Origin of the sequence: Klebsiella ornithinolytica NBRC 105727 = ATCC 31898 (assembly GCF_001598295.1) — a bacterium.
Classification (GTDB): Bacteria; Pseudomonadota; Gammaproteobacteria; order Enterobacterales; family Enterobacteriaceae; genus Klebsiella; species Klebsiella ornithinolytica.
The window spans coordinates 1-24118 of the sequence record NZ_BCYR01000022.1; the positions used below are offsets into that span (position 1 = coordinate 1).

A 24118-nucleotide genomic window follows, 5' to 3' on the forward strand; every position below is an offset into this window, starting at 1 on the left:
GCAGCGTTTTTATCGTTCGGAAGAGGGGATCATCCTCGTTACCCAGGAAATGCTGAACCGACTTGAACTATGAAGCCGTTGGCGGAAATAAAAGCTGCCGCAGCTGTGATTGCCGTCATTGGCATCGCGTCGCCTTCATGCCTGAATAATTAAGGAGCATCCATGCGAGTTTTACATGTAGGAGCGGAGATGTTCCCTCTGTTGAAAACGGGGGGGCTGGCTGATGTGACCGGTGCTCTCCCGGCGGCGCAAATAGCCGAGGGCGTGGATACCCGCGTGCTGCTGCCGGGGTTTCCCGCGATCCGCGACGGAGTCGGGGAACCGCAGGTGGTGGCCAGCAGGGAGACCTTCGCCGGGCCGATGACACTGTTGTTTGGCGACTTTAACGGCGTGGGCATCTATCTGATTGATGCCCCGCATCTCTATGACCGGCCGGGTAATCCTTATCATGACCCGCAGATGCAGGATTATCCCGATAACGTCCTGCGTTTCGCGCTGTTGAGTTGGGTCGCGGCCGAGCTTGCTGGCGGTCTGGATCCGTTCTGGCGGCCTGAAATCGTCCACGCCCATGACTGGCATGCGGGCCTCACGCCGGCTTATCTGGCCGCCCGCGGCAACCCCGCCAGGTCAGTGTTTACGGTGCACAACATTGCCTATCAGGGCTTGTTCCTCGCCCGGCATATGGCGGAGATCGCTTTACCGTGGTCATTCTTCCAGATGCATGGGGTGGAGTTTAAAGGACAGATCTCCTTCCTTAAGGCGGGCCTCTATTTCGCTGACCATATCACCACCGTCAGCCCGACGTATGCCCGTGAAATTACCGAACCGCAGTACGCGTTCGGTCTGGAAGAGTTGCTGCGGCAACGTCAGCGGGAAGGGCGACTGTCGGGGATCCTTAACGGCGTCGACGAAAGCATCTGGGATCCGCGCCGCGATCCGCTGCTGGCTGCGCCTTACGACCGGAACTCGCTGGCTGAGAAAGCGAAGAACAAGCAGCAGCTGCAGACGACGCTGGGGCTGAAGGAGGACGGCCGGGCGCTGTTGTTCACCGTCGTGAGCCGGCTCACCAGCCAGAAGGGGCTGGATCTGCTCCTTGGCGCACTGCCGGGAATCATTGCGCAGGGAGGGCAGCTGGCGCTACTGGGATCCGGCGACCCGGATTTGCAGGCCCGTTTTCTTGCCGCTGCGGCGCAATACTCCGGGCAGGTGAGTATCCGGATCGGTTACGACGAGGCGCTGTCGCATCAGATGATTGGCGGCGCCGACGTCATCCTGGTGCCCAGCCGTTTTGAACCCTGCGGTCTGACCCAGCTCTATGGCCTTCGCTACGGCACATTGCCGCTGGTTCGTCGCACCGGCGGACTGGCGGATACCGTCGCCGACTGTTCGCTCGAAAACCTTGCTGACGGGATCGCGAGCGGATTTGTGTTTACCGACAGCGAGACTGAATCACTATTACATGCCATCCACCGGGCCTTTGTCCTGTGGTCCCGTCCATCGCTGTGGCGGTACGTGCAACGTCAGGCAATGAGCATGGATTTTAGCTGGCAAATTGCCGCTAAGTCTTTCCACCAGTTGTATCAGCGTATTATTTAATTGCTACGGATAAGAAAAATGGAACCACGCTTAAGTTATATTTCACCCAGTCTGAATGAAGAAGCGCTACAGCATGCTATCGCTTATAAGCTCATGTTTATTCTTGGTAAAGATCTCTCACTTGCCAATAAGCATGAATGGCTCAACGCCACGCTGTTCGCCGTTCGCGATCGGCTGGTAGAACGTTGGCTGCGGGCGCATCGGGCGCGGATCTCGCAGCAGGCCCGGCAGGTTTATTATCTGTCGATGGAGTTTCTCATCGGCCGAACCCTCTCTAATGCCTTACTGTCGCTGGGCATCTATGAGGATGTGAAAACGGCTCTGGCAGGGATGGGGCTGGATCTGGAAGAGCTGATTGATGAGGAGAACGATCCGGGGCTGGGCAACGGCGGTCTCGGTCGTCTGGCGGCCTGTTTTCTCGATTCCCTGGCCACACTGGGGCTGCCAGGCCGCGGCTATGGTATCCGCTACGACTACGGTATGTTCAAGCAAAACATCATCGACGGCCGGCAGATGGAGTCACCGGACTACTGGCTGGAGTACGGTAACCCGTGGGAATTCGAGCGCCATAAAACCCGCTATACCGTGCGCTTTGGCGGACGTGTTCAACATGAGGGCAAAAACTCACGCTGGCTGGAAACCGAAGAAATTATTGCCGTGGCCTACGATCAGATTATCCCGGGTTATGACACCGATGCCACCAACACCCTGCGTTTGTGGAGTGCCCAGGCCAGCAGTGAAATTAATCTCGGTAAATTTAACCAGGGGGACTATTTCGCCGCCGTGGAGGATAAGAACCACTCTGAGAACGTTTCCCGCGTGCTTTACCCGGACGACTCGACCTATTCCGGGCGTGAACTGCGCCTGCGTCAGGAGTATTTCCTTGTTTCGGCGACGGTACAGGACATCCTCACCCGTCATTACCAGCTGTATCAAACCTATGACAACCTGGCGGATAAAATTGCTATCCACCTCAATGACACCCATCCGGTGCTGTCGATCCCGGAGCTGATGCGTCTGCTGATTGACGAACACCGCTTCAGCTGGGATGACGCGTTTGAGGTGACCTGTCGGGTCTTCTCCTACACCAACCATACCCTGATGAGCGAAGCGCTGGAGACCTGGCCGGTCGATATGCTGGGGAAAATCCTGCCGCGCCATTTGCAGATTATCTTCGAGATTAATGACTATTTTCTGAAAACGATGCAGGAGCACTATCCCGATGATATGGCGTTGCTGAGCCGGACCTCGATTATTGATGAGTCCAATGGTCGCCGCGTGCGGATGGCCTGGCTGGCGGTAGTGGTCAGTCACAAGGTTAACGGCGTGTCGGAACTGCACTCCCGGCTGATGGTGGAGTCGCTGTTTGCCGATTTCGCCAAAATCTTTCCGCGACGCTTCACCAACGTCACCAACGGTGTCACGCCGCGCCGCTGGCTGGCGGCCGCTAATCCGTCCCTTTCCGGGGTTCTGGACCGTTATATTGGCCAGACCTGGCGCACAGATTTAAGTCAGCTGAGTGAACTGGGGGAATATCAGGATTATCCGCTGGTTAACCAGGCCGTCAGCGAAGCCAAACTGGCGAATAAACAGCGGCTGGCCGATTATATTGCCCGCCAGCTGGGGGTGGTGGTTAATCCGAAGGCGCTGTTTGATGTGCAAATTAAGCGCATTCACGAATACAAACGCCAGCTGATGAATGTGCTGCACGTGATCACCCGCTATAACCGTATCAAGGCTGACCCGCAGGCCGACTGGGTGCCGCGAGTGGTGATTTTCGCCGGCAAAGCCGCATCCGCTTACCACACGGCAAAACAGATAATCCATCTGATTAACGATGTAGCCAAAGTCATCAACAGCGATCCGCAGATCGGCGACAAGTTAAAGGTGGTGTTCATTCCCAACTACAGCGTCAGTCTGGCGCAGACCATCATTCCGGCCGCGGATCTTTCTGAGCAGATTTCGCTGGCAGGGACCGAAGCCTCCGGGACCAGTAACATGAAATTCGCCCTCAACGGCGCGCTGACCATTGGCACGCTGGACGGCGCCAACGTTGAAATGCTGGAGCACGTGGGGGAGGAGAATATCTTTATCTTCGGTAATACCGCCGAACAGGTTGAGGCGCTGCGCAGCAACGGCTACCAGCCGCATGATTACTACGACCATGATGAAGAGTTGCGCCAGGCGCTGACCCAGATGGGGACCGGGGTGTTCAGCCCACAGGAGCCGGACCGCTATCGCGGTCTGCTGGATTCGCTGATTAACTTTGGCGACCACTATCAGGTTCTGGCCGATTACCGCAGCTATGTTGACTGTCAGGACAGGGTGGATGCGCTCTACCGAACCCCGGAAGAGTGGACCGCCAAAACAATGCACAACATTACCAACATGGGCTATTTCTCATCGGACCGTACGGTGCGGGAGTATGCGCAAAAGATCTGGTATATCGACAAAACGCAGCTCTAGGCCACATTCACGCCCCCGGGAGCGCCGGGGGAAAGGGGGCACCATCGGTGAGCGACCCAGCAGGAACACATTAATAAGCCTGACGGATATGACAGGAGAGAAAAATGACGGACAGTAAACGCGCAGGGGAGCCTGCGCAACAAAGTGATTTGATTAACGTCGCTCAGCTGACCGCGCAGTACTACGTACTGAAGCCGGAAGCGGGCAACGCGGAGCATGCGGTGAAGTTTGGCACCTCTGGCCATCGTGGCAGCGCAGGGCGCCATAACTTCAATGAGCAGCATATTCTGGCGATCGCTCAGGCGATTGCGGAAGACCGCGCGAAGAACGGGATTACCGGTCCCTGCTACGTAGGTAAAGATACCCACGCGCTCTCCGAACCGGCCTTTATTTCGGTTCTGGAAGTGCTGGCAGCCAACGGCGTTGATGTTATCGTGCAGGAAAACAACGGTTTTACCCCGACGCCGGCCATTTCCAATGCCATCCTGGTGCACAACAAAAAAGGCGGTCCGCTGGCGGACGGCATCGTGATTACGCCGTCGCATAACCCGCCGGAAGATGGCGGTATCAAGTACAACCCGCCGAACGGCGGCCCGGCGGATACCAACGTCACCAAAGTGGTCGAGAATCGCGCTAACGAACTGCTGGCCTCGGGTCTGCAGGGCGTCAGGCGCCTCTCCCTCGACGCGGCACTGGCATCCGGTCATGTCAAAGAGCAGGATCTGGTGCAGCCGTTTATTGAAGGACTGGCGGATATCGTCGATATGGCGGCGATTCAGAAAGCCGGCCTCAGGCTCGGGGTCGATCCGCTGGGCGGGTCCGGTATCGAATACTGGAAGCGTATCGCCGGGCACTACAAGCTCGATCTGACCATCGTCAACGATCACGTCGATCAAACCTTCCGCTTTATGCACCTTGATAAAGACGGCGCCATTCGCATGGACTGCTCTTCGGAGTGCGCGATGGCAGGGCTGCTGGCGCTGCGCGATAAGTTCGATCTGGCTTTCGCTAACGATCCGGATTATGACCGTCACGGCATCGTCACGCCGGCAGGTCTGATGAACCCGAACCACTATCTGGCGGTGGCGATTAACTACCTGTTCCGGCATCGTCCGCAGTGGGGCCAGGATGTCGCCGTCGGTAAGACGCTGGTCTCCTCGGCGATGATCGATCGCGTGGTGAACGACCTCGGCCGTAAGCTGGTGGAAGTGCCGGTGGGCTTTAAATGGTTTGTTGACGGTCTGTTCGACGGCAGCTTCGGCTTCGGCGGCGAAGAGAGCGCGGGCGCCTCGTTCCTGCGTTTTGACGGAACCCCGTGGTCGACCGACAAAGACGGGATCATCATGTGCCTGCTGGCGGCAGAAATCACCGCCGTCACCGGTAAAAACCCGCAGGAGCACTACGACGAGCTGGCCGCCCGCTTCGGCGCGCCAAGCTATAACCGTCTGCAGGCTTCGGCCACTTCCGCACAGAAAGCGGCGCTGTCGAAGCTGTCGCCGGAAATGGTCAGCGCCAGCCAGCTGGCCGGCGACCCGATCACCGCACGTCTGACCGCCGCGCCGGGCAACGGCGCATCGATTGGTGGTCTGAAAGTGATGACCGACAACGGCTGGTTCGCCGCACGTCCGTCAGGTACGGAAGACGCTTACAAGATCTACTGCGAGAGCTTCCTCGGTGAAGCACATCGTAAGCAGATCGAGAAAGAAGCGGTGGAAATCGTAAATAGCGTGCTAGCAGCGCACCATTAGAGCAACTGACGTACTCCGGGGAGCCGGGGTACGTCACAGTTAACCGGCGATGAAATTCACTTCTACGCCGACACCAGTCCAGGCGTCACTTTGTCAGAACGTAAGGAACGGTACGATTCGCAAAAGGTTATTGCTGCGGGGACTCTATGAATATCTATGTTGTTACCAATAATAATTTCATGCTTGAAGGTCTGAAATGTATGTTTAGCGACAACAGCCTCTCCGTCAACAGGGTTTTATTTTCCCGGATCACCGAAATTGCTTTCAGCAACAGCGATGTGGTGATTGTGGAGTCAGAGCTGAAAACCTGCGATGCCGGGCGTCTCAAACACCTGCACATTTCACCAGTCAATATCATCTTTTTATTAAAACCGCGGTCAGGAATGAGGGGGGCAGATCGCGAAGCGGTATTCATTGATACCGAATTAACAGGTAATGAATATCTCATGATAAGGCAGGTTTTTAAAAAAATGCGGATTCATCTGAAGAGGGAAAAGTTGGCGTTTACCAAAAGAGAAGCGCATATCATCCATCTGATTTTAAATGGCTACTCGCTGGTGGAAATTTCCCGCCGCCTGCTAATCTCCATAAAAACGGTTCAGTCTTATGTCAATATTATTTTGCATAAACTGAATGCCACAAAAATAAGTGAAATATACCGTTGCAAAAGCCTCATCATTGACAGCTTTGTCAGGAAAAATTTGCATCTTCAATGAGATATGGATTTTTCCTGATACACTATCCATCGATAAACGACAAAGAAAAAGGCAATGTCAGCGGCGACATTGCCTCGCTAATATTATAAGGTTTCGTTTTGCACCACACCACTGCGTGGGCCTGTATTACGTCCATTGCTCAGGAAGACCACGCCAAACAGCAGAATCACCGAGACGATGGCGGAGAACAGATAGAATACAAAATGGTAGCCAAACGCATCAAACAACATCCCCACCGGGATCGATAACAACACGATACCCAGCGAGCTGGCGATCTGGAATCCCACGAGGAAGATGGTGGAAGATAAGCGAGAATCAAAGTTGGACACGCTGTATTTGAATACCGAGATCACAAACAGCGGTACTTCAATCGCATGAAATAGCTTAATCAGCGAGATGATGTAAGGGCTTTCTGAGGTTGCTGACACCAGAATGCGACAGATCATGATCATGCCTCCTGCAATCAGCGCTTTTTTCGCTCCCACCTTGTTTACAAAGAAGGGGATGACGGCCATTCCGATGGCTTCCAGCAAGAATAACTACCATAGTGCCTGCTACAGCGGCTAAGAAAAAAGTGGTGAAGAATGCGCATCCGACTACCAGTAACAATCCAATCAGTTCAAATATCATATTCATGATTGCGCTCCAGGTGAGATAACTGCGAACAGACTGATGCTGGCTGTATTATTTAACATATTTCCAAACGCCTGCAGGTATTTTATCATAAAACTTCCCCATTGCCATTTCCGCCAGCCGGTGATCAACCGCGGCATTGAAATGCTCAAGCTCATCATCTGACAGAGAATATTTATTTTTTTCTATTATCCTTTCCAGGGTTTCCTTTGATGTACAGCGCCGTAGTCGAAAAATCCATTCCTGTTTCGTCATTGGTTTTTTATATCCTGAGGTGTCCCGGTAATATCATTCTGGAAGATGCATTTCTTTCAGCCGGTTATGAGTGAACCATTTTGCATATATGATGTAACCCACAAAAGTTAAGAGTGCGGACAGGCTATATATCCGGAGAACAGGTACCACGTGATGAAAACGTATCATCTGACCGGATTCATCTGCCAGACTCATTAATGCATTGCTGTATGGTTCAGTCTGAAAGAACTCGTAGTAAGGTACCATCACAACGTGAAGAAAAAATAAATTAAGCAGATACGTCAGAGAGAACGCGTGCTCCTGCCCGTTATAGGGCGCATACTGCGCGAAGGCGAACATCCATCCTGTGAAAAGCAGAAAACACATCGTGAAATACACCACCACCCATATCGCTGTTTTCATCACTGCCCCTCAGTTATATAATTTTTCTGTAACGCAAATTTCTTCAGGCGTTATGGCCCGTGCCGTTCTGCTTCAGATAATCACTGATGCTCAGGCCGGACAAGCGAATTTTATCCGAAATCTCCCTGAACTGCTCCTCCCAGCCGTCCTGCAGCTCCCTGATTGCCGCGATCTGGAAAGCAACACTGAAAGGCGTTCTGCCCAGTTTCTCGGAAAGCCAGAACAGATGCTTGCCAATCTCTTCGTCCGGTACCGAATCGAGCGCATCACTCAGTAAGGTTTTTTCGTCTTCCTGCCAGGGATGACCGGCTCGCGGAAAACGCGGATCAGGCTGGCGGTCTTTTTTCTCCCTTTTTTCCCGTCTGGCAACGGCCGGCGCTTCGCCTTTTTTCAAGCCGACGCGCGCTTTCATGGCGCCGATGGCAGCGACGGCCAGTACCAGCGTTTCACGCTCCTTGCGCGTGAGCAGGCTGTCCTCGCAAATCAGGGTGTTCAGGTTATCGATCAGCGTATTCAGCCCGGGTTCAGTGACTTTCATTTTATGCTCCTGTTCCTTGTGTGGTGGCGATCAGTCCCGGCTCTCATTCACCTGAACGATGACCGGCAGGCCTGCATCAAAACAGGCCTGATACCAGCTGGCCACCTGCAGGGGATCGCCCTCTTTTATCCGGCGTATGCCGCCGGCATCCGTCAGCTGCAGGCAGGTGGTACCGTCCAGACGGATCACGTAGGCCGCTTCCCTGATGGTGTAATGGCCGTCATCCAGCTGCAGCTCCACCGCGTCACCGGCAGCCGTCTGGCGTAACGGCAGACGCCGGACGTCGGTCAGTCGTTGTCGTGCCGTTTCAGCCTCGCGTTCTGCCTGGAAGAGCGGTTCTGCAATGCCGCGACCGGCCTCCGTCAGCTCGACGGCCAGCTGCAGGTTCGGCGCGCGCAGGGTGCGCAGCCAGCCCGCGGCTTCCATGCGCCGGCAGGAGGCGCGCAGGTTCGGTCCGTACACCGGGGCGTCCCCGCCCTGCTCCAGCACCCGCTCGATATCCCGCGTCGCCACCGGCCCCGGACGTTTCGCATCGAGGGCGGCCAGCACAATCAGTACCCGTCGCTGCAGCGGCGACGGCCTGCGGGAGGTTGTTACTGCTGCCATGAACGTTGTTCTGCTGTGGGAGCGCGCAGGAGCATTCCGGTGAGGCGCAGATGGTCCCTGTCGGCGACGTCTTCCGGGGCACGGCCCGCCATCGCCAGGTGGTACCAGAGTTCGATCGCGCTGCGTGCCCAGGCAATCTCCGCATCGGCATCATTGCAGTCCGCACGGTTTGCCCGTTCAAGACACGCGTTAATAAAATCTTCCGTGTCGCCAAGCATGGTTTCATAACTCAGGTGAAAGAATACTTTCTCATCCATCCTGCACGCTCCGTCTGGTTATGTGATTAAAGAAGATAAATCATATCATATATGATTTATTACTCATCATTTAAACATCATATCAGATATTATTATGCGGTTAATGATAAATATCATATCAAGTATGATTTTGTGAGTGTGACTTAATTATCATATCACTTACCGGTTTCCCGCCGCGCAGATCCGGTTTCTGGCTGTTCCGGATCTCCATGCCCTCTCTGGCGCGCCGCGACCCACTGACACAAGATGTGCCACTCCGTCAGCTGCGTTTTCTTCTATATGTTGTGTTCCTCCCCTGCCCCGTGACCGCCCGATCACCCCCATTAAAGGGCGATGTGGTTATTTCGTGTGCGTGGTACACTTCCGGAAACTGCGGAATAACAGAAAAGTCGGATCAGGTCGGAATGGGCATCCGGTAATTTAACGGCGTGGTTATATGGCTGCTTATTATTTCAGTGTTTGAAATTAACTGTTGTGAAAGTCACTTTCTCAACAGAGTGGCACTCATCTGACGATGATTGAGGTGTGGTAAAATTGCACGGCTAACTATTCAACTGAGGAAAGGACATGTTTACTGCATTCAATGAGAGAAATGATTTCAGTTATGCTTTTGAAAAAATCCGTAACGCGATTTCTTCACCTGGTGAAAGTAATACTTATGCTGCTACAAATCTCGGCCTCGACATTCTGGTCCGCAAGTATGAACTGTTCCGCAAGGAACTGGATGCGGCCGGCGAACTGGGCGACTGGGAATATGATCTCGATACCTACAGCCACTGTATTACGGTGCTGAAGCGCTACTTCACCGGTAATTCATCCGGGCTGACAGAACGTGATGCCCGGATTTACAGTCATTACCTGCAGACTGAGCACAAAGGGTTTGTGAAGCTTGCTGAAGAGCTGGCTGCCGGCCGCTGACTAAGGACAGAGGGCGGGATTTCACATTAAGGAACAATCATGTCAGATGTCATGACAGATTCAGAACAAGTTAAAGCAGTTGTGCAGGGGTTTTCTGCATGGATGCCGGTGATATCAACCCTAGCCGGTGGTGTACTGGCTGGCGGCGTGGCTTTACTGGTGAGCAGGGTGAATCACCGTTACGCCCGGGAACGAGAAGCGACTGCGGCAGCGGAGCGACTGCGCCATGAGCAGCAACTGTCTGAGGATAAACAGCAGAAAGAACTTCTTTACATCACCACGGAGCTGGTCTTCCACCTTGAACGTTTCGCTGAGCACTGTGCAAGAGTTGCCACGGATGCCGGTTATGAAGATCGTGACGGTATTACCCGGTTTTCAGTGGTACCGGAAGACCTCAGTCTTAGTGCTATCTCAGGTGACTGGCGAGTCCTGCCCCGCCATCTTATGTACCGTATCCGCGAGTTGCCCGTATTGCAGAACGGTGCTGACAGGGCTGTCAGTTCAGCAGCTGAACATGATGATCCACCTGACTATTCTGATACGTTTTATGAGCGTCGCTATCAGTATGCCTGGCTTGGACTGAAAACAATTATTCTTTCCCGGCGGCTGAGAAACCTCGCACAACTCCCTGCAACCCGCCTCGATGCAACGCCCTGGTCGGCACAGCCTGCTCTCTGGTCGATCTGGCGGCAGGAGCGTAAACGTCGGGCCAAGATAACTATCCTTAATCAGCGCGCGATAGCAGCGTTTCATATCCGGAAACAGTCCGGTAATAATGATTCAGCCCCTGCAGGAACACCATCATGATAATGTCATCCCTTCCGGCTGTTTCTCACCAGGGACATTCCTTACAGCTGCCAGTGGCCATCGATTATCCCGCGGCCCTCGCCCTGCGCCAGATGGCCCTTGTTCAGGACGAACTGCCGAAATACCTGCTGGCGCCGGAAATCAGCGCCCTGCTCCACTATGTGCCCGATCTGCATCGCAAGATGCTGCTGGCGACGCTCTGGAACACCGGCGCGCGCATTAACGAAGCGCTGGCGCTGACGCGGGGGGATTTTTCACTGGCACCGCCGTATCCGTTTGTGCAGCTGGCCACGCTCAAACAGCGTGCGGAAAAAGCGGCGAGAACGGCCGGGAGAGCGCCCGCCGGCAATCAGGCCCATCGTCTGGTTCCGCTATCCGATCACCAGTACGTCAGCCAGCTGCAGATGATGGTGGCCACGCTGAAAATTCCTCTCGAGCGTCGCAACAAGCGGACCGGCCGAACCGAGAAGGCCCGCATCTGGGAGATTACCGACCGTACCGTACGCACCTGGCTGAATGAAGCCGTTGATGCAGCTGCTGCTGATGGCGTCACATTCTCGATACCGGTGACACCGCACACGTTCCGGCACAGTTACGCCATGCACATGCTGTATGCCGGCATTCCGCTGAAGGTCCTGCAGAGCCTGATGGGCCACAAGTCAGTGAGCTCAACGGAGGTCTACACGAAGGTGTTTGCGCTCGATGTGGCGGCACGTCACCGGGTTCAGTTCCAGATGCCGGGGGCCGAGGCGGTGGCGATGCTGAAAGAACGAATTTAACGGCTACAGGCTGACGCGCAGCAGGCTTGTCCAACCCCTTGTCTGTCCAGAAGCGAGTTCTGAACAGACAAGGGGTTCAGAATGAAATGCCGGGTAGGTATTTTGCCTCATCCGGGCAGTAAACGCGTTCTCAGGAGGGAAGAATCAGTGGCGGATCTGCGCCAGGTCGTCTTCAGTCAGACCGGTCATTTTCATCACGGTACTGCGGTCAATGCCGCTCCTGAGCATGGTACGGGCAACTTCCAGCTTGCCTTCCAGTTTGCCTTCCAGTTTTCCTTCATTGCGGCCTTTTTCAATACCACGTTGTTCACCTAGTTGGATGCCCTGCTCGAGCCCCTGCTCGATTCCCTGCTGGATACCCTTCTCAATACCTTTCTGCTCAAGCTGCTGTGCGATGGTCATAAGTGCGTCCCCGTGTTGCGGCACACGCAGTGCCAGTTCGCGTACAAAGGCTTCGGCGTCGGCTGTTTCGCCTGCCTGCACGATATAGTGTACCAGTGATATGACCTGGGATGAAGACAGGTATCCGGCCAGCAAAATGGGCGCCAGACGGTCAACCAGTTCAGCGAGGTCGCGCTGATGAATATGTTTCTGCAGTAAAGTCAGGGCGGCCATACTGCGGTGGCCGGCGATGTCATCATCCGGAATAACGGTCACATCAACCAGCGGGAAAGCGTTGCTGTAGAGGTTGCCTGCCAGCACGGGGTCGTCAAACTCATCCAGCCAGCGGGTGGAGTACGGATAGGGGCTGCGTTTACCTGTATAGAAAAGGACCGGTATCACCAGGGGCAACTTCTTATGGCCCGCTTCCAGATGGCGCTGCATGGCGGCTACTGCGTAACGTATAAGGCGAAACGCCATGTGCCTGTCCGGCGACGACTGGTGCTCAATAAGCACGTGAACGTAGCCGTCGCCGCCGGCGGTTTTCAGGCTATAGAGAACGTCGCTGAAATACTGGCGGAGGTCATCCTCAACAAACGAGCCGGATTCCAGCTTCAGCGTCGTGAGGTCACAGATGGCACGCAGTTCTGCCGGGAGGTGCAGCTCCATAAAATCCCGGGCTATTTCCGGCTGCGTCAGGAACTGCCTGAATGTCGCATCGTGGGGTGTGGGCGTGGTGGTTTTCTTTTTCATCGGTCCATGCTCTGAAAATAACGTTGTCATAATATCACAGGCAAAAAATGCTAACATTCGCGTGGAGGGGACTTTCTGTTTCTTCCGAGGGGGGCAGTGCCGGGGTGGTTCTGTCCCCCTCTCCTCTTCCCTGGCATACCATTCACTCTACAGTTACAGACGTCTCTGAAGATATTTAAGTGGTCTTGCCGTTTATGGCCTCACATATCTGGTCACATCAGTCCGGAGGCGGAGGAAGCTCCCGGTATCGTTGACGTATACCCTAATGTTACATATTGGCGAGCGATCTAGGATTGGTTAATAAAAAAGCCAGGGAATCCTGGCTCTTGGGTGAGCTGGTTGTTAGAAGAACCAGCGAATTAACTCTAAAAGCACAATGAGCGCTTTCAGAGTCTGGATGACTTTTGTAAGAGTCTCCATTTTCTCTCCTTTTCTGGAGAGTAGAACACCGAATGAACCCTTCCACTCTGTCATTCGGTTTTTAATCTTTAATGTCAGTTAAAGATAGTTCCACTCAGGTAATGGTACTGACTCAGCACCACCTGTTAGTCAGCCAGAGTCTAATCAATGTGTTAGCTGGCTCTTGTAAATCAGATTGATCAGAGTAAAGAGTGGGGGGTATCATTCAACCGTCAGTTAAAGATAGTTCCATTCCAGATCTGAGTACCAGCTTAGTTTTGGATGTAAAAAAGCCCGATCACCAGTCGGGCTTTTTTACATCTAAACCCGCCTGAAGTCTTATCATCCGCTGCCTTGACCCCAATTATGGGTTAATTTATTACTGTAACGCATTCCTAATAATCGCGATTTTATTGATTCAGAACAAAGTAAAAATGTCAGAGTACAAGTGAAGGGCGCTTGCGCTAAATGTAAATTTATACGATTAAAAAAAGATCATTTTTACTACTAACAGTTATTCCTGTTCTTAGTCATTCATCTGAACGAGCTCTTGAAACAGTCATCGTCTGGTCGCATTAAACCGTAAGCGGAGGAAGAACCCATAACCTAATGTTATCGTTCGAAGCGGTAGGCTATGAGATCTCAAACCTCAACATTTAGTTTTATACTCATTTGAGCTTTTGAGCTTTTGAGCTTTTGAGCTTTTGAGTTTATGTGTGTTTTTGCTTTTGCTCATATTAATATAATGGTAGACTCAAAAACTCATAGGAGTAATTGAGTAAAAACACAAGTGGGGTTATGAGTATGAAGGTTGTTTCTTTCCTTAATCCGAAGGGTGGCTCAGGTAAAACCACCGCAGTTATTAACGTTAGTACAGCAATGGCTCGTGCAGGATACAACATCGCCGTTGTGGATACAGATCCACAGATGAGTCTGACTAACTGGAGTAAATCAGGCAAAGCCGCATTTGATGTGTTCACGGCTGCGTCTGAGAAAGATGTTTATGGCATCAGGAAAGATCTTGCTGAATACGACTTCGCCATAGTTGATGGCGCCGGTTCGCTTTCTGTAATTACTTCTGCTGCAGTAATGGTCAGCGATTTAGTTATCATTCCGGTTACTCCCAGCCCACTTGATTTTTCCGCAGCGGGAAGCGTTGTCACAGTCCTTGAAGCTCAGGCATATAGCCGGAAAGTAGAAGCTCGTTTTCTCATAACTCGAAAAATCGAGCAGGCAACCATGCTAAATGTTTTAAAAGAAAGCATTAAAGACACTGGTGTCAAACCATTCCGAACGGCAATTACTCAACGCCAAATTTATGTTAAGTCAATTCTGGATGGTGACAGTGTATTTGAATCTAATGATGGGGCCGCTAAAGGTGAAGTGGAAATCCTTACAAAAGAAATAGTTAAAGTTTTTGAGTAATTACACTTTTACTTATAAACTCAAATGAGTAAATGAAAAGGGGGAGTCTATGGCTCTTGAAAAGGCCCATAGTGGTAGTAAAAAAATGACCTTTGGTGAGAATAGAGATCTTGAAAGAGTGGTCGCTACTCCAGCTTCATCAGGTAAGAGCAAGCGTGTTAACGTCAATTTTGATGAGGTGAAACATACCAGATTTAAAGCTGCTTGCGCGAGAAATGGAACTTCAATAACGGATGTGATTAGCAAGCTTGTAGATGACTGGCTTAAAGAAAATGAATAATTGAGATCTAAGCAGTGATAGAATTTCACTGCTTAAATGAAGTCAATGCCGGGTGATGCCGCTGACGTCTTGTTCGGGCAGTAAAGCGTGTCCAGTGGGTGTCATCAGTTTCTCTGTTGCCAGATTGCCGTAATAAGGCTCGTTGATGGCGAACGGCGACGTTTTAATGAAAGCCGAGATATGCCGGCAGTACTGGTGCTCTCCGCGCAGCTTCTCTGCTGCGCGTTCTGCATGCTGGCAGACGGCCTGACGCATGGCTTCATACGTTGTGACGCGTTCTCCGAAAGAACGACTGCAGACAATCTGCTGTTTGGGCGGGGGCGCTTCTTCCAGCGAGATGCACGGCTCTCCGTTCAGTTCACGAACCGTTCTCTCCAGTACCACATTGAAGTTTTTCCGGATGAAGGTCGGATTCGCGCGCGCCAGCTGCAGCGCGTTGGTGATACCCATTGTCCCCAGCGTCTTCGAAATTCTCCGGCCCACGCCCCAGATTTCTTCCACCGGCTGCAGTGAGAGCAGTTTCTCCGTCCGGCGGGGATTGCCCGGGGTCAGGGCCAGCACGCCACCAAATTGCGGCCATTCTTTTGAAGCCCACTGGGCTGACTTCGCCTGCGTTTTGGTAGGGCCCATACCGACACCGATGGTGAGTCCCGTACCGTTGCCAACATGGACACGCAGCTGCTGGCCGAAGTCTTCAAAGTCAATGCAGCTGTTGATGCCCCGGATATCCAGAAACATTTCATCGATTGAATACTGTTCCACGCGTGGCGCCAGCTCTTCCAGATGAGTCATCACCCTGGCGGACATCGAGGCGTACAGCTCATAGTTACTGGAGAACACGTGCAGCTTCTCAGGGAACTGCGCGTCCTTCAGCCGGAACCACGGCACCCCCATTTGAATACCAAGACGTTTCGCTTCTTTTGAGCGGGCGATAACGCAGCCGTCGTTGTATCTGAATGCCACTAACAGTTAGTAATATTTAAATGATTGTTTTAAATATATATTTAATTACTAACTTTTTCTGCGTGTTAGTTCTTGGAGGGATGCTTTAGTTAGCAAGTTATAAATAGGCGAACGCTCAGTCACCATCCGTTGTGTGCCAGAAGCGGAACTTGCTTACATCGTGCTATGTTAGTTTACTGGGAGCAGGTCAGCGGCTCTTTTCGTCTTGCAGAAGCTTCCTGTATCGCTCGTATTGCGCACTCTGAGTTAAGGACCGTATGACTACAAATCAGTTTTATGAACTCTATCGCCATCTCGGCACATTACGAACCGATGCCAGCAATATTCATCTCGTTATCGAGAAACTGACTCTGTTGTGCCGCGAAACAAAAACATCGTCATCCCCAGAAGAATGCCTGCTTGCCGCAGACAACTGCCTGCATGAAATCAGCAATTCTGCTTCACTTTTTGCAGTCGCTCTCTCCTGCTGGCTTACGGATGATGAGTACCATGGACTCGCGAAGGCCCTTGCAGATAAGGCAAGTGTGAACCACTTACAGGCGGAAAACCCACTGGCGTATGACCTTTCCTCTCTGGATGAATCACGCGCCATCCTGGCGGCATGCAGACTCTGCGCACTGCATGTTTCCCCAGCCATCTCGCTCGGCTGGGCCTTAAGCCTGGCAACCGCACACCCAGCAAGTGCCCCGGCACTAAATGCGGCAAGAGCACTCGTGCTGCATCACATGCAGGAGTATCCATGGACCACGCTGCGACTACTTTCCAGCCTGAAATCTCCGTTTACCTCGCTTGAAATAGCTAAAATGGCGCTGGCTCAACTGGAACAACAGCAAAATCATCTGAATGTACTACCAGTGCTTCGTGAGTTTGCAATGCCTCCCGAGATGCGGCTGATGTATGCTAGTCTCAAGCGCAGTGAGAATCGTGATATTCAACGGCACTCAGAAGAAAAATCCATTTTTGGCCAGCTTTTCACGAAGCAGTATTTCAAGTACGCCAGCAAAACTGCGTTAGAATTTTCTGTCGGTGACGACGTCAAAGAAACCACGTTGGAAATGACACCCTTCCAAGTTGAAGTTGAGTTACCCATCACCTGGCGCACCGATCCTCTTTCCGGTGAACTGACCAGAAAAAGATTGTGGAAAGGAAAGCTGAAATGAGTATTCAATTGGTTCTATCCCATTATCTGGCGGGGCTGCGTGAGCGCAATGAGCTCGATGTACTGCTGCCAGAGTTGCTCAAAGCTATGGGGCACAATGTGCTCAGCCGTCCACAGGTTGGTCCAGGGCAGGCTGGTGTTGACGTGCTATCGACCAAAACGGGGGCAGATGGTATTGATGAGGTTTATGTTTACATCATCAAATTTGGCAACGTCGGACGGGCTGATCTTTACGGTGGGCCTCAGTCTATTGATCCCTCTATCCGTGAGGCCTGCAATGACTTCCTCAGAAATCGTTTACCGGAACCACTCAAACCGCTGCGCAAGCGGATCGTTCTGGTATCCAATGGCGTCCTGCTTCAGGAAGCTCAGGCCGGTTTTGCAGCGCAGACGGCAGACATCGCAACACGCCCGCTTTGCAGTTTAGAATTCTGGGGCTCCGATCAGCTCACACCTTGGATAGAACAGTACCTTTTTGATGAAACATTACTGCTGGCGCGAGGAAAATCTGACCTGCGAGCGGCCCTGGCTGGCCTTGAGGAGTCAGGTTCGGCTACAAGGCGGTTTACCCGCTTTGTCGATGCCTGTTTTGAAATACAGGCCGACGAGTCGGAACAAAGTGCTGCAACGCAAAAGAAAAAGTTTTTAAGACGATGTGCCGCAGCTTCAATGGGCTGGGCGATCCTGCTGGTCTGGGGAAAAAGCGAAGGCAATTTAAAGCCTGGGGTAGTTACCGGCGAATATCTGATACTGCGTATCTGGGCAGAGGCGGTAAAACTGGAATTGCATGCCGACCACGCATTTGCCGACCGGTTTGAAAACTTGGTTACGCTGCATATACAGGCTCTGGTGGACTACTTTGAAAAGGTAATGCCAACCTTGGAGTCACCACGAGCAGTCCTACGCTGGCGCCCTGAGCGAGTCTTCTACCTGGAGCTTATGTTTGAGGAATTGGGGCGCCTGTCCACCCTCCTGCTATTGCTCCAGCAAAAGCCAGGAGAGGAGGCATTTCGAACGACTATCCGCAACGCCATCATTTATCTGGTCAATCAGCATTCGGGGGTACTGCTTCCCCTTTATGACGGGCACACCATCGACCTAACCCTGCTCTTTTGCGCACTGATGGGCGAGTCAGACTGGGACAATACGCGGATGATTGCAGGAGAAGTTGTGGCCCGACTTCACCATGCGCTGAGAACAGATTGTTATCTGCCGGTTGACACCGACTCTCAGGAAGATGCTATTGCCCTCGACAGAAACAAGGCTGAGAGTCGTGATTTCTTCCAGACCTCAACGTTGGTGCCAGCACTCGCTACTGTGACGTCACTGCTCGGTGATGAAGAAGCCTTCCAGTCGCTACGGGATAAGGTCCTGCCACTGATGAAAGGGGTAACACTCGAACGCTGGTTCCCTACAGCACTACTCGAAAAACTCAGCGGATCGACACTGGGAATCCACAGCGTCGGTATTTCCAAGGCATTGTCTGGCCTCAGACCTTCAGCAAAGGAGGAAGCCGAGGCGTCAATTAATACCTTTGACGATGCAGCAGCCCCTTCAGATTTCAGATGGTACTGTAACTGGCAAATCCTGGTTGCGTTGTCGGCACGCCTGTACCGACACCCACTACCTACGTGGTTTATTAGTGAATACAGCCTGACAGAACCCTCTGATGATTAGTGCCCACTGAATCGCCTCAGACCATTAAGAATAAGATGATATGAACAACATAGATTTAACTAACGTTTCTTACCACTCAGATCGTTGTTGCTCAGTACGACAACCGGTTTACCCCGCAGGTCAGGGCGAAACACCTTCTCGCAGCTGGCATAGAACGAATTGACGTCGGCCAGGGCAAACATCAGTCCGCGCCGCGCGTCTTATGGATAAACGCGGTCACCACACCAAAAATCTGCAGCGTCTCCGGGTCAGGGTGAAGGGCAGGGTAGGCCGGGTTCATGGGCTGCAGTACAGGACGGGGCGTCAGCAGAAGCCGTTTGACGGTAAATTCTCCCTCCATTTCGGCGATGACAATGTCCCCGTGCACCGGCTTCTCTGCCTTGTCGACGACCATCAGGTCGCCTGAGTTCAGGCCAATATCGGTCATCGAGTTGCCGATAGCCCGGACAAAATAGGTGGAGGCCCGGTGCCGGATGCAGTACTCGTTCAGGTCCAGCTCCGCTTCCGTGTAATCTGCCGCCGGTGAAGGAAAACCGGCGGCGCAACGCTCGGTAAAAAGGGGGAGGGTCATGACCCCGGGTTCCAGGGAGGCAGCAATAAACTTCATCTTTAGCGTCTCATTAACTGTGTTTATATACAGTAATTATTTTGCCGCCTTCATTTTTTTGCAAGCCTCTTTACGCAGCCCCGGGCTAAAACATTGCTGTGGTTACGAAAAAAAACGACTGACTGTAAAAACGTATGTCAGAGCGTGCGCTGCGCTGATATCGTGTAATATACAGAAAACAAATGAGTTTTTACCCGAGGAGGTGTTTATGTCGCCTGGATTCAGAAAGGCTCTCCGCTTTGCCGGCGTCCCCGTCGACAGCAGCGAACCGGTACGCAGGCAGTACGGCAGTCGCATGATTGGTATCGTGACGGTATGCCTGCTTCCGCTCCTGGTGTTCGACGTCCCGCTGTGGGTTTTCGTGCTCTCCCAGGTTATCTGGGGCGCGGGCGTGTATATCGGCCTCTCCGTGGCCGGAGACAAATCCCGGAACCGCTGATGCTTTGTCGCTGATTGTACGAAAAAAACACAGGCGTGATGACGCCTGTGCTCCCGCGCTTCTCCGCTGTCTGCCTTCAGGTTATCCACAATCTTAAACCCCGCGTTTGTGGACAGGTATGTCCATACTCCTCTTTCCCCTGATGTCGCTGAAGGCCTGCCACCCGCTGCCAGTGTCTCGCGTCCGGTCGGGTACGGGACGGGCGGCTTTTCCGCTCAGGCCCGGCGTCGTTGAGAGTGTACGCCAGTCCCTCGCCCTTTTAAGGAACGCCCTTCAAGCCGCTTTCGCGGCATATCCTTACCGTCGAAAAGACTGACGGCTGCGGTATTCCACGGTCGGCCTGACCCGTGACCGGACGCGATGAACAGGCAGCGTGCGGCAGGGAACGGTATCGCGGTGATACCTCCTGTCCCCTCTGACTACAGGAGTGCTGCCATGTCCAGATTCATTCTCGGGAACTGTATTGATGTGATGCGCGGATTCCCCGACCGTGCCGTGGACCTTATTGTGACCGATCCGCCTTACCTCGTCGGTTTTAAGGACCGCCAGGGCAGACAGATTGCCGGGGATGTGACGGACGAATGGCTGCAACCGGCCACGCTGGAGATGTACCGCGTCCTTAAAAAAGACGCCCTGATGGTCAGTTTCTACGGCTGGAACCGTGTGGACCGCTTTATGGCCGCATGGAAGGCGGCGGGGTTCTATGCCGTGGGCCAGCTTGTGTTCACCAAAACCTATGCTTCCAACCGCCGTAATGCGAAAGACCGTCGCGGATTCGTGGACTACCGCCATGAAGGGGCTTATGTCCTTGCCAAAGGCCGCCCGGTGCCACCCCTCAGACCGCTGCCGGATGTGATGCCTTTCCCGTATACCGGCAACCCTCTGCACCCAAACCAGAAACCGGTGGAGGCGCTACAGCCGCTGATTGAGTCATTCAGCACCCCTGGCGCGATTGTTCTCGACCCGTTTGCGGGGAGTGCCTCGACCTGCGTCGCCGCATACCGCGCCGGACGCCGCTATATCGGCATTGAAATGCTGGCGCAGTACCACCGGGCCGGAGCCGAACGACTGGCCGCCATGCGCCGGGCCGTCAACACCCCGGCGGCGAACGATGAATGGCTTCCGGAGGCGGCGTGATGAACTACAGCGGACACGAAGCCCTGCGCCGCGATATAGCCGGGCTGGCCAACAACATCTGCGACCTGAAAACCACCCTCAAAGTGCTGGAAGAAACGTATCACTACCGGCACGACGGACTGGCGGAGCGGCTTGCCGGTATCAGCCTGCGGCGTCTCAGCGTCCTGATGGATGAGGCGTTCAGTATAGCCCTGTTACTCGATGAATCTTTCAGAGACTGAATCCCGGGCGGCGAGGCCACCCCACCGAATCACGGAGACAACATCATGCTGTATGGCACCCGTAAAGAACTGAACAAGAAACTCAAACGCATGTTTGGAAACGAAGAACGCTACGCCCTGCTGGTCTGGACGAAAGAAGACGTGATGGCCCAGGCCTGGAACATGACGGAGGCCGAGGCTCACACCCTGCTTGAGCTTATCGGCCGCACGGGAACCGGGGAGCACACCGAAGAAGGCGTGTCATTCCGCACCGTGCAGGCGCTGTACGCCGGGATTCGCCCGGGCATTCCCCGCGTGAGCGTCCCCGTCGATACGCTGCATCGCATCACGGACATTGCCGCACAGGCGATTAACGGAGAAGACGAGCATTCGCCGTCCCTGACGGTCGATCACTACCCGAGTGTCGCTGACGCTCAGGCAGAAATCGCCTGGCTGAAACGCGAAATCGCCGCTTAACCCGACCGCCCCGCTGAACGGCGGGGCGATATCACGCGAACTGAGACGACAATGATGAAAAATGAAACCCTTAACGCCCTTATCCTGCGCCACGGAGACCGGATGCTGCGTCAGTCTGGCTGGCCCGACGCCATTGATATGGCGCCCGTCGCACCCGGAACCGTACCCGGCTGGCTCGCCGCCTGCGGCTCTCTCAGCGGTACGCAAATCCTCACGCTGACAGAACAGCTTTGCCAGCCGCTGACGTATGGCCGGGCAGCGTTGTTGCTCGCCAGCGCCCGGCGGCTGGCGGGAACCCCGGCGCGTCTGCATCTCTTTCCGGTGCAGGCATATCCGCATCCGGAGCGGCTGGCTGACTGTCAGGTTATCCGCCTGCCTTACGCTCAGGAGTGGCTGACGGCAGCGGAATGTGACGATCTGCTGGCCTTCCTGAAAGCCTCCCTCACGCAGATAACGGAAATCGTGCGCCGGGATACGAAACGTATTGCTGCCGCGCTGGTGCCGTCCGCCGTCCCGCGCCTGATGGACAGGCGTTTCGGGGACTGGCGGTTGCTGGCCGACGAGTATGACCATGAAAACTGGCTGGACGCAGGCGAGACCGACAGGCTGGATCAGGTCCTTGATGCCATTCTGGTTCGCAGTGCGCGATTCTGCCCGGTCCTGCTCACCCTGGTAAATGAGCGGGAGGAAAACATGGAGGGCGCAGGGGTTATTACAGACCTGCTGCGTTTTCCGGGCGATCCGGTTCGCCGCTGGCTTGATCGCCGCGTATTGCGGGACGTGGTGAGAGAGGCCCGCGGCGTCAGCGCTCTGGTGTGACAGGCCCTTTCTGTGGGGGAGGGGAAACCTCCCCTTGTCTGCCTGCCGGCGCAGGAGGAACCGTGCGATAAGGATGTCCCCGTGCCGGCTCCGCGTTTACCCGGCCCGGCCTCCGGGCCTCTGGGATAAAAACCCGCCTCTGTTATCGCCGTGTCGTGTGCGGGCTGTGCCGTGCCTTCACTTTAGCCCGGCCGCTGCAGATGCAAGGGTGCGCTGACGCCGTCATCCTCGCCCGGTCGCAGTGTTTTTAATGAGTCTCGCCGTTCTTCCCGTCGTTTTCTCGCTCAGATTTCGCTCCAAAACCGTCCAGACCGGCTTCGCGCTTTATCTGCGCTGCGGCCTCCGGTGTCGCCCCTGCATCTTCCGCTTTTCGCCGGGCTGTCGTGTCGGCACGGCACCGCCCGGTGTCGCAGTCCATGTGATTACGGAGGTTTTACCATGCAGTCTGTGAAAGCACGCCCCGTCCTGAATGTTGAAGAGTGTGACCGCCTGTCTTTTATGCCCTACATGTTCGGCAATGATTTTATGCTCGCTGAATTGCAGGTGTATGCACTGGCAAAAAAATGGATGCCCGAATATGAAGTCGAATTCTGGCACTTTATCCGGCTGCCTGAGGGCGGCGGTTACATGATGCCCGATTGTGGCCGCGTCCATATGGTCAGCACGGAAAGCTGGTTTGACCGCATTGTGAGCGCCGACGCGGCGGGCATTATTCTGACATCCCTGGCCGTTAACCGTCGTCTGGCGGCAAATCATGACAGCGGCAACCCGGCCCTGACTCACGTTTACATGCTGCGTGATGCCCAGCTCTGGAATCACATCACCCTTCACCCGGAATGCAACGCCATTTACGCCGCGCTGGACTGATTAACGACCGGGGCGGCCATGCCGCCCCGCAGGGAGACGAAAAAATGCATTCATCAATTACGGTTCCGGCGGTCTATGTGGGTACGTATCACCAGTACAACTGCGGCAGCATTTTCGGCAAATGGTTTGATTTAACCGATTTCGACGACGAAGACGCATTCTATGACGCCTGCCGGACGCTGCACGCCGGCGAGGAAGACCCCGAGCTGATGTTTCAGGATATCGAGGGCATTCCGTCACAGTTTGCCTCTGAATCCTCTGTTAAGTGGGCGTTTATTGAGGCCTTCCGGCAGGCGCAGGACGACGGGCGCCCCGCCGCGTTTGTGGCCTGGGCAGAGTATACCGGCGAGTGCGACTATGACGCCTTTGATGACGCGTACTACGGCGAAGCGGAAAGTGAGGAAGATTTTGCTTATGGCTTTGTGGAGGACAACGGCCTGTTAAACGAGGTGCCCGAATCATTGCGCATGTATTTCGATTATGAGGCATACGCGCGGGATTTATTCAGCAGCGGGTATGTGCTCCATGACGGTTATGTCTTCAGAAACTGAATGATGTCCGGCGGGGAAGCCCGCCGGTTAAGGAAAACACGTATGAAACTTGCACCACAAAGCCGTGAGATCCTGCGCCAGTACAAAGCCCTGATAAATGCCCGCCGCCGGGATGCCGGGCAGCGGGAACTGACCACCGCCCAGGTAATGGACGAAATCTGCTATTACATGACCTGTCAGTGTGCCGTCTACATCGGCGGACACTTCATCTTACAGGGCGGTAAAGGACAGTAATCAGTAAGTTCGATGACAGGCGTCCGGGC

General features: G+C 54.0%; 27 protein-coding genes and 4 pseudogenes. 20 read left to right on the plus strand and 11 right to left on the minus strand.

Annotated features, from left to right (window positions below):
• Window positions 1-162 precede the first annotated feature (162 nt).
• The 4 genes from glgA to ROR01S_RS24290 all read left to right on the plus strand — a co-directional run bounded on the left by glgA (window position 163) and on the right by ROR01S_RS24290 (window position 6526).
• Window positions 163-1596, plus strand: coding sequence for a glycogen synthase GlgA (gene glgA, locus ROR01S_RS24275; protein ID WP_004197677.1), 1434 nt, complete (start codon window positions 163-165; stop codon window positions 1594-1596).
• Window positions 1597-1614: 18 nt separating this feature from the next.
• Window positions 1615-4062, plus strand: coding sequence for a glycogen phosphorylase (glgP, locus tag ROR01S_RS24280; protein ID WP_064359953.1), 2448 nt, complete (start codon window positions 1615-1617; stop codon window positions 4060-4062).
• A 104-nt stretch (window positions 4063-4166) separates the two neighbouring features.
• Window positions 4167-5810, plus strand: a complete 1644-nt coding sequence (pgm, locus tag ROR01S_RS24285; protein WP_032743938.1) for a phosphoglucomutase (alpha-D-glucose-1,6-bisphosphate-dependent) — start codon at window positions 4167-4169, stop codon at window positions 5808-5810.
• Between the two features lie 146 nt (window positions 5811-5956).
• Window positions 5957-6526, plus strand: coding sequence for a helix-turn-helix domain-containing protein (locus tag ROR01S_RS24290; RefSeq protein WP_032743937.1), 570 nt, complete (start codon window positions 5957-5959; stop codon window positions 6524-6526).
• 83 nt (window positions 6527-6609) lie between these two features.
• Here ROR01S_RS24290 and ROR01S_RS24295 read toward each other — a convergent pair.
• The 6 genes and pseudogenes from ROR01S_RS24295 to ROR01S_RS24320 form a co-directional block, all read right to left on the minus strand.
• Window positions 6610-7059 (minus strand): annotated as a pseudogene (locus ROR01S_RS24295) (MFS transporter); the annotation flags it as partial.
• Window positions 7060-7210: 151 nt separating this feature from the next.
• A complete protein-coding gene (locus ROR01S_RS24300) occupies window positions 7211-7414 on the minus strand; it encodes an HHA domain-containing protein (protein ID WP_049077905.1) in 204 nt (67 codons plus the stop codon).
• A gap of 33 nt (window positions 7415-7447) precedes the next feature.
• The gene (locus ROR01S_RS24305; RefSeq protein WP_049077904.1) at window positions 7448-7816 is read right to left on the minus strand and encodes a hypothetical protein; all 369 of its coding nucleotides are present in this window, start codon (window positions 7814-7816) and stop codon (window positions 7448-7450) included.
• A gap of 43 nt (window positions 7817-7859) precedes the next feature.
• The gene (locus tag ROR01S_RS24310; RefSeq protein WP_060707159.1) at window positions 7860-8354 is read right to left on the minus strand and encodes a hypothetical protein; all 495 of its coding nucleotides are present in this window, start codon (window positions 8352-8354) and stop codon (window positions 7860-7862) included.
• A gap of 30 nt (window positions 8355-8384) precedes the next feature.
• On the minus strand, window positions 8385-8960 hold the full coding sequence (locus ROR01S_RS24315) for a hypothetical protein (protein WP_020317495.1): 576 nt from the start codon (window positions 8958-8960) through the stop codon (window positions 8385-8387).
• Complete coding sequence (locus tag ROR01S_RS24320; RefSeq protein WP_047718101.1) at window positions 8948-9217, minus strand: hypothetical protein; 270 nt, start codon at window positions 9215-9217, stop codon at window positions 8948-8950. The genes ROR01S_RS24315 and ROR01S_RS24320 overlap by 13 nt, the downstream gene beginning before the upstream one ends.
• Before the next feature lie 567 nt (window positions 9218-9784).
• On the opposite strand from ROR01S_RS24320, the gene ROR01S_RS24325 reads away from it, so the two are divergent.
• Genes ROR01S_RS24325 through ROR01S_RS24335 form a run of 3 tightly spaced genes read left to right on the plus strand, consistent with a single transcriptional unit; the run spans window position 9785 to window position 11721 of the window.
• Window positions 9785-10135 carry a hypothetical protein gene (locus ROR01S_RS24325; RefSeq protein WP_009654828.1) on the plus strand — a complete coding sequence of 117 codons (351 nt, stop codon included), beginning with the start codon at window positions 9785-9787 and terminating at the stop codon, window positions 10133-10135.
• Between the two features lie 39 nt (window positions 10136-10174).
• The gene (locus ROR01S_RS24330; RefSeq protein WP_009654830.1) at window positions 10175-10942 is read left to right on the plus strand and encodes a hypothetical protein; all 768 of its coding nucleotides are present in this window, start codon (window positions 10175-10177) and stop codon (window positions 10940-10942) included.
• A gap of 2 nt (window positions 10943-10944) precedes the next feature.
• Complete coding sequence (locus tag ROR01S_RS24335) at window positions 10945-11721, plus strand: site-specific integrase (RefSeq protein WP_032426116.1); 777 nt, start codon at window positions 10945-10947, stop codon at window positions 11719-11721.
• A gap of 144 nt (window positions 11722-11865) precedes the next feature.
• Here ROR01S_RS24335 and ROR01S_RS24340 read toward each other — a convergent pair whose 3' ends face one another.
• The gene (locus ROR01S_RS24340; RefSeq protein ID WP_020804955.1) at window positions 11866-12855 is read right to left on the minus strand and encodes an Rpn family recombination-promoting nuclease/putative transposase; all 990 of its coding nucleotides are present in this window, start codon (window positions 12853-12855) and stop codon (window positions 11866-11868) included.
• Window positions 12856-13197: 342 nt separating this feature from the next.
• Window positions 13198-13329, minus strand: a complete 132-nt coding sequence (locus ROR01S_RS27845; protein ID WP_318652363.1) for a hypothetical protein — start codon at window positions 13327-13329, stop codon at window positions 13198-13200.
• A 729-nt stretch (window positions 13330-14058) separates the two neighbouring features.
• Between ROR01S_RS27845 and ROR01S_RS24345 the strand changes: the two genes are divergently transcribed.
• Window positions 14059-14679, plus strand: coding sequence for an AAA family ATPase (locus ROR01S_RS24345; protein ID WP_032743918.1), 621 nt, complete (start codon window positions 14059-14061; stop codon window positions 14677-14679).
• A gap of 49 nt (window positions 14680-14728) precedes the next feature.
• A complete protein-coding gene (locus tag ROR01S_RS24350; RefSeq protein WP_032743917.1) occupies window positions 14729-14959 on the plus strand; it encodes a plasmid partition protein ParG in 231 nt (76 codons plus the stop codon).
• Window positions 14960-15052: 93 nt separating this feature from the next.
• Here ROR01S_RS24350 and umuC read toward each other — a convergent pair.
• Window positions 15053-15913, minus strand: a pseudogene (umuC, locus tag ROR01S_RS24355) (translesion error-prone DNA polymerase V subunit UmuC); the annotation flags it as partial.
• 266 nt (window positions 15914-16179) lie between these two features.
• Here umuC and ROR01S_RS24360 point away from each other — a divergent pair.
• Window positions 16180-17082, plus strand: a complete 903-nt coding sequence (locus ROR01S_RS24360) for a hypothetical protein (RefSeq protein WP_009654261.1) — start codon at window positions 16180-16182, stop codon at window positions 17080-17082.
• A complete protein-coding gene (locus ROR01S_RS24365) occupies window positions 17079-18758 on the plus strand; it encodes a hypothetical protein (RefSeq protein WP_009654265.1) in 1680 nt (559 codons plus the stop codon). Before ROR01S_RS24360 ends, ROR01S_RS24365 begins: the two co-directional genes overlap by 4 nt.
• 80 nt (window positions 18759-18838) lie before the next feature.
• On the opposite strand, the pseudogene ROR01S_RS24370 reads toward ROR01S_RS24365, so the two are convergent.
• Window positions 18839-18940: pseudogene (locus tag ROR01S_RS24370) on the minus strand (Y-family DNA polymerase); the annotation flags it as partial.
• Window positions 18940-19365 (minus strand): translesion error-prone DNA polymerase V autoproteolytic subunit, encoded by a 426-nt coding sequence (umuD, locus tag ROR01S_RS24375; RefSeq protein WP_032743916.1) that lies wholly within the window; start codon window positions 19363-19365, stop codon window positions 18940-18942. The gene umuD and the pseudogene ROR01S_RS24370, both read right to left, overlap by 1 nt.
• Window positions 19366-19573: 208 nt before the next feature.
• On the opposite strand from umuD, the gene ROR01S_RS24380 reads away from it, so the two are divergent.
• The 9 genes and pseudogenes from ROR01S_RS24380 to ROR01S_RS24415 all read left to right on the plus strand — a co-directional run bounded on the left by ROR01S_RS24380 (window position 19574) and on the right by ROR01S_RS24415 (window position 24089).
• Complete coding sequence (locus tag ROR01S_RS24380; RefSeq protein WP_032743912.1) at window positions 19574-19804, plus strand: hypothetical protein; 231 nt, start codon at window positions 19574-19576, stop codon at window positions 19802-19804.
• Between the two features lie 188 nt (window positions 19805-19992).
• A pseudogene (locus ROR01S_RS27370) lies at window positions 19993-20168 on the plus strand (hypothetical protein); the annotation flags it as partial.
• A gap of 71 nt (window positions 20169-20239) precedes the next feature.
• Window positions 20240-20941 (plus strand): DNA methyltransferase, encoded by a 702-nt coding sequence (locus ROR01S_RS24385; protein WP_032743909.1) that lies wholly within the window; start codon window positions 20240-20242, stop codon window positions 20939-20941.
• Window positions 20941-21162: a YubE family protein gene (locus tag ROR01S_RS24390; protein ID WP_032743907.1), complete on the plus strand. Its 222-nt coding sequence runs from the start codon at window positions 20941-20943 to the stop codon at window positions 21160-21162. Before ROR01S_RS24385 ends, ROR01S_RS24390 begins: the two co-directional genes overlap by 1 nt.
• A gap of 45 nt (window positions 21163-21207) precedes the next feature.
• Window positions 21208-21618: a DUF1380 family protein gene (locus tag ROR01S_RS24395; protein ID WP_032743904.1), complete on the plus strand. Its 411-nt coding sequence runs from the start codon at window positions 21208-21210 to the stop codon at window positions 21616-21618.
• Window positions 21619-21669: 51 nt separating this feature from the next.
• Window positions 21670-22437 carry a YubG family protein gene (locus ROR01S_RS24400; RefSeq protein WP_032743901.1) on the plus strand — a complete coding sequence of 256 codons (768 nt, stop codon included), beginning with the start codon at window positions 21670-21672 and terminating at the stop codon, window positions 22435-22437.
• Between the two features lie 438 nt (window positions 22438-22875).
• Entirely contained in the window at window positions 22876-23304 is a 429-nt protein-coding gene (locus ROR01S_RS27380) for an antirestriction protein (protein ID WP_032743898.1), read from the plus strand.
• A 44-nt stretch (window positions 23305-23348) separates the two neighbouring features.
• Window positions 23349-23855, plus strand: coding sequence for an antirestriction protein ArdA (locus ROR01S_RS24410; RefSeq protein ID WP_032744006.1), 507 nt, complete (start codon window positions 23349-23351; stop codon window positions 23853-23855).
• A gap of 42 nt (window positions 23856-23897) precedes the next feature.
• A complete protein-coding gene (locus tag ROR01S_RS24415; RefSeq protein ID WP_000761848.1) occupies window positions 23898-24089 on the plus strand; it encodes a hypothetical protein in 192 nt (63 codons plus the stop codon).
• Window positions 24090-24118: the final 29 nt, after the last annotated feature.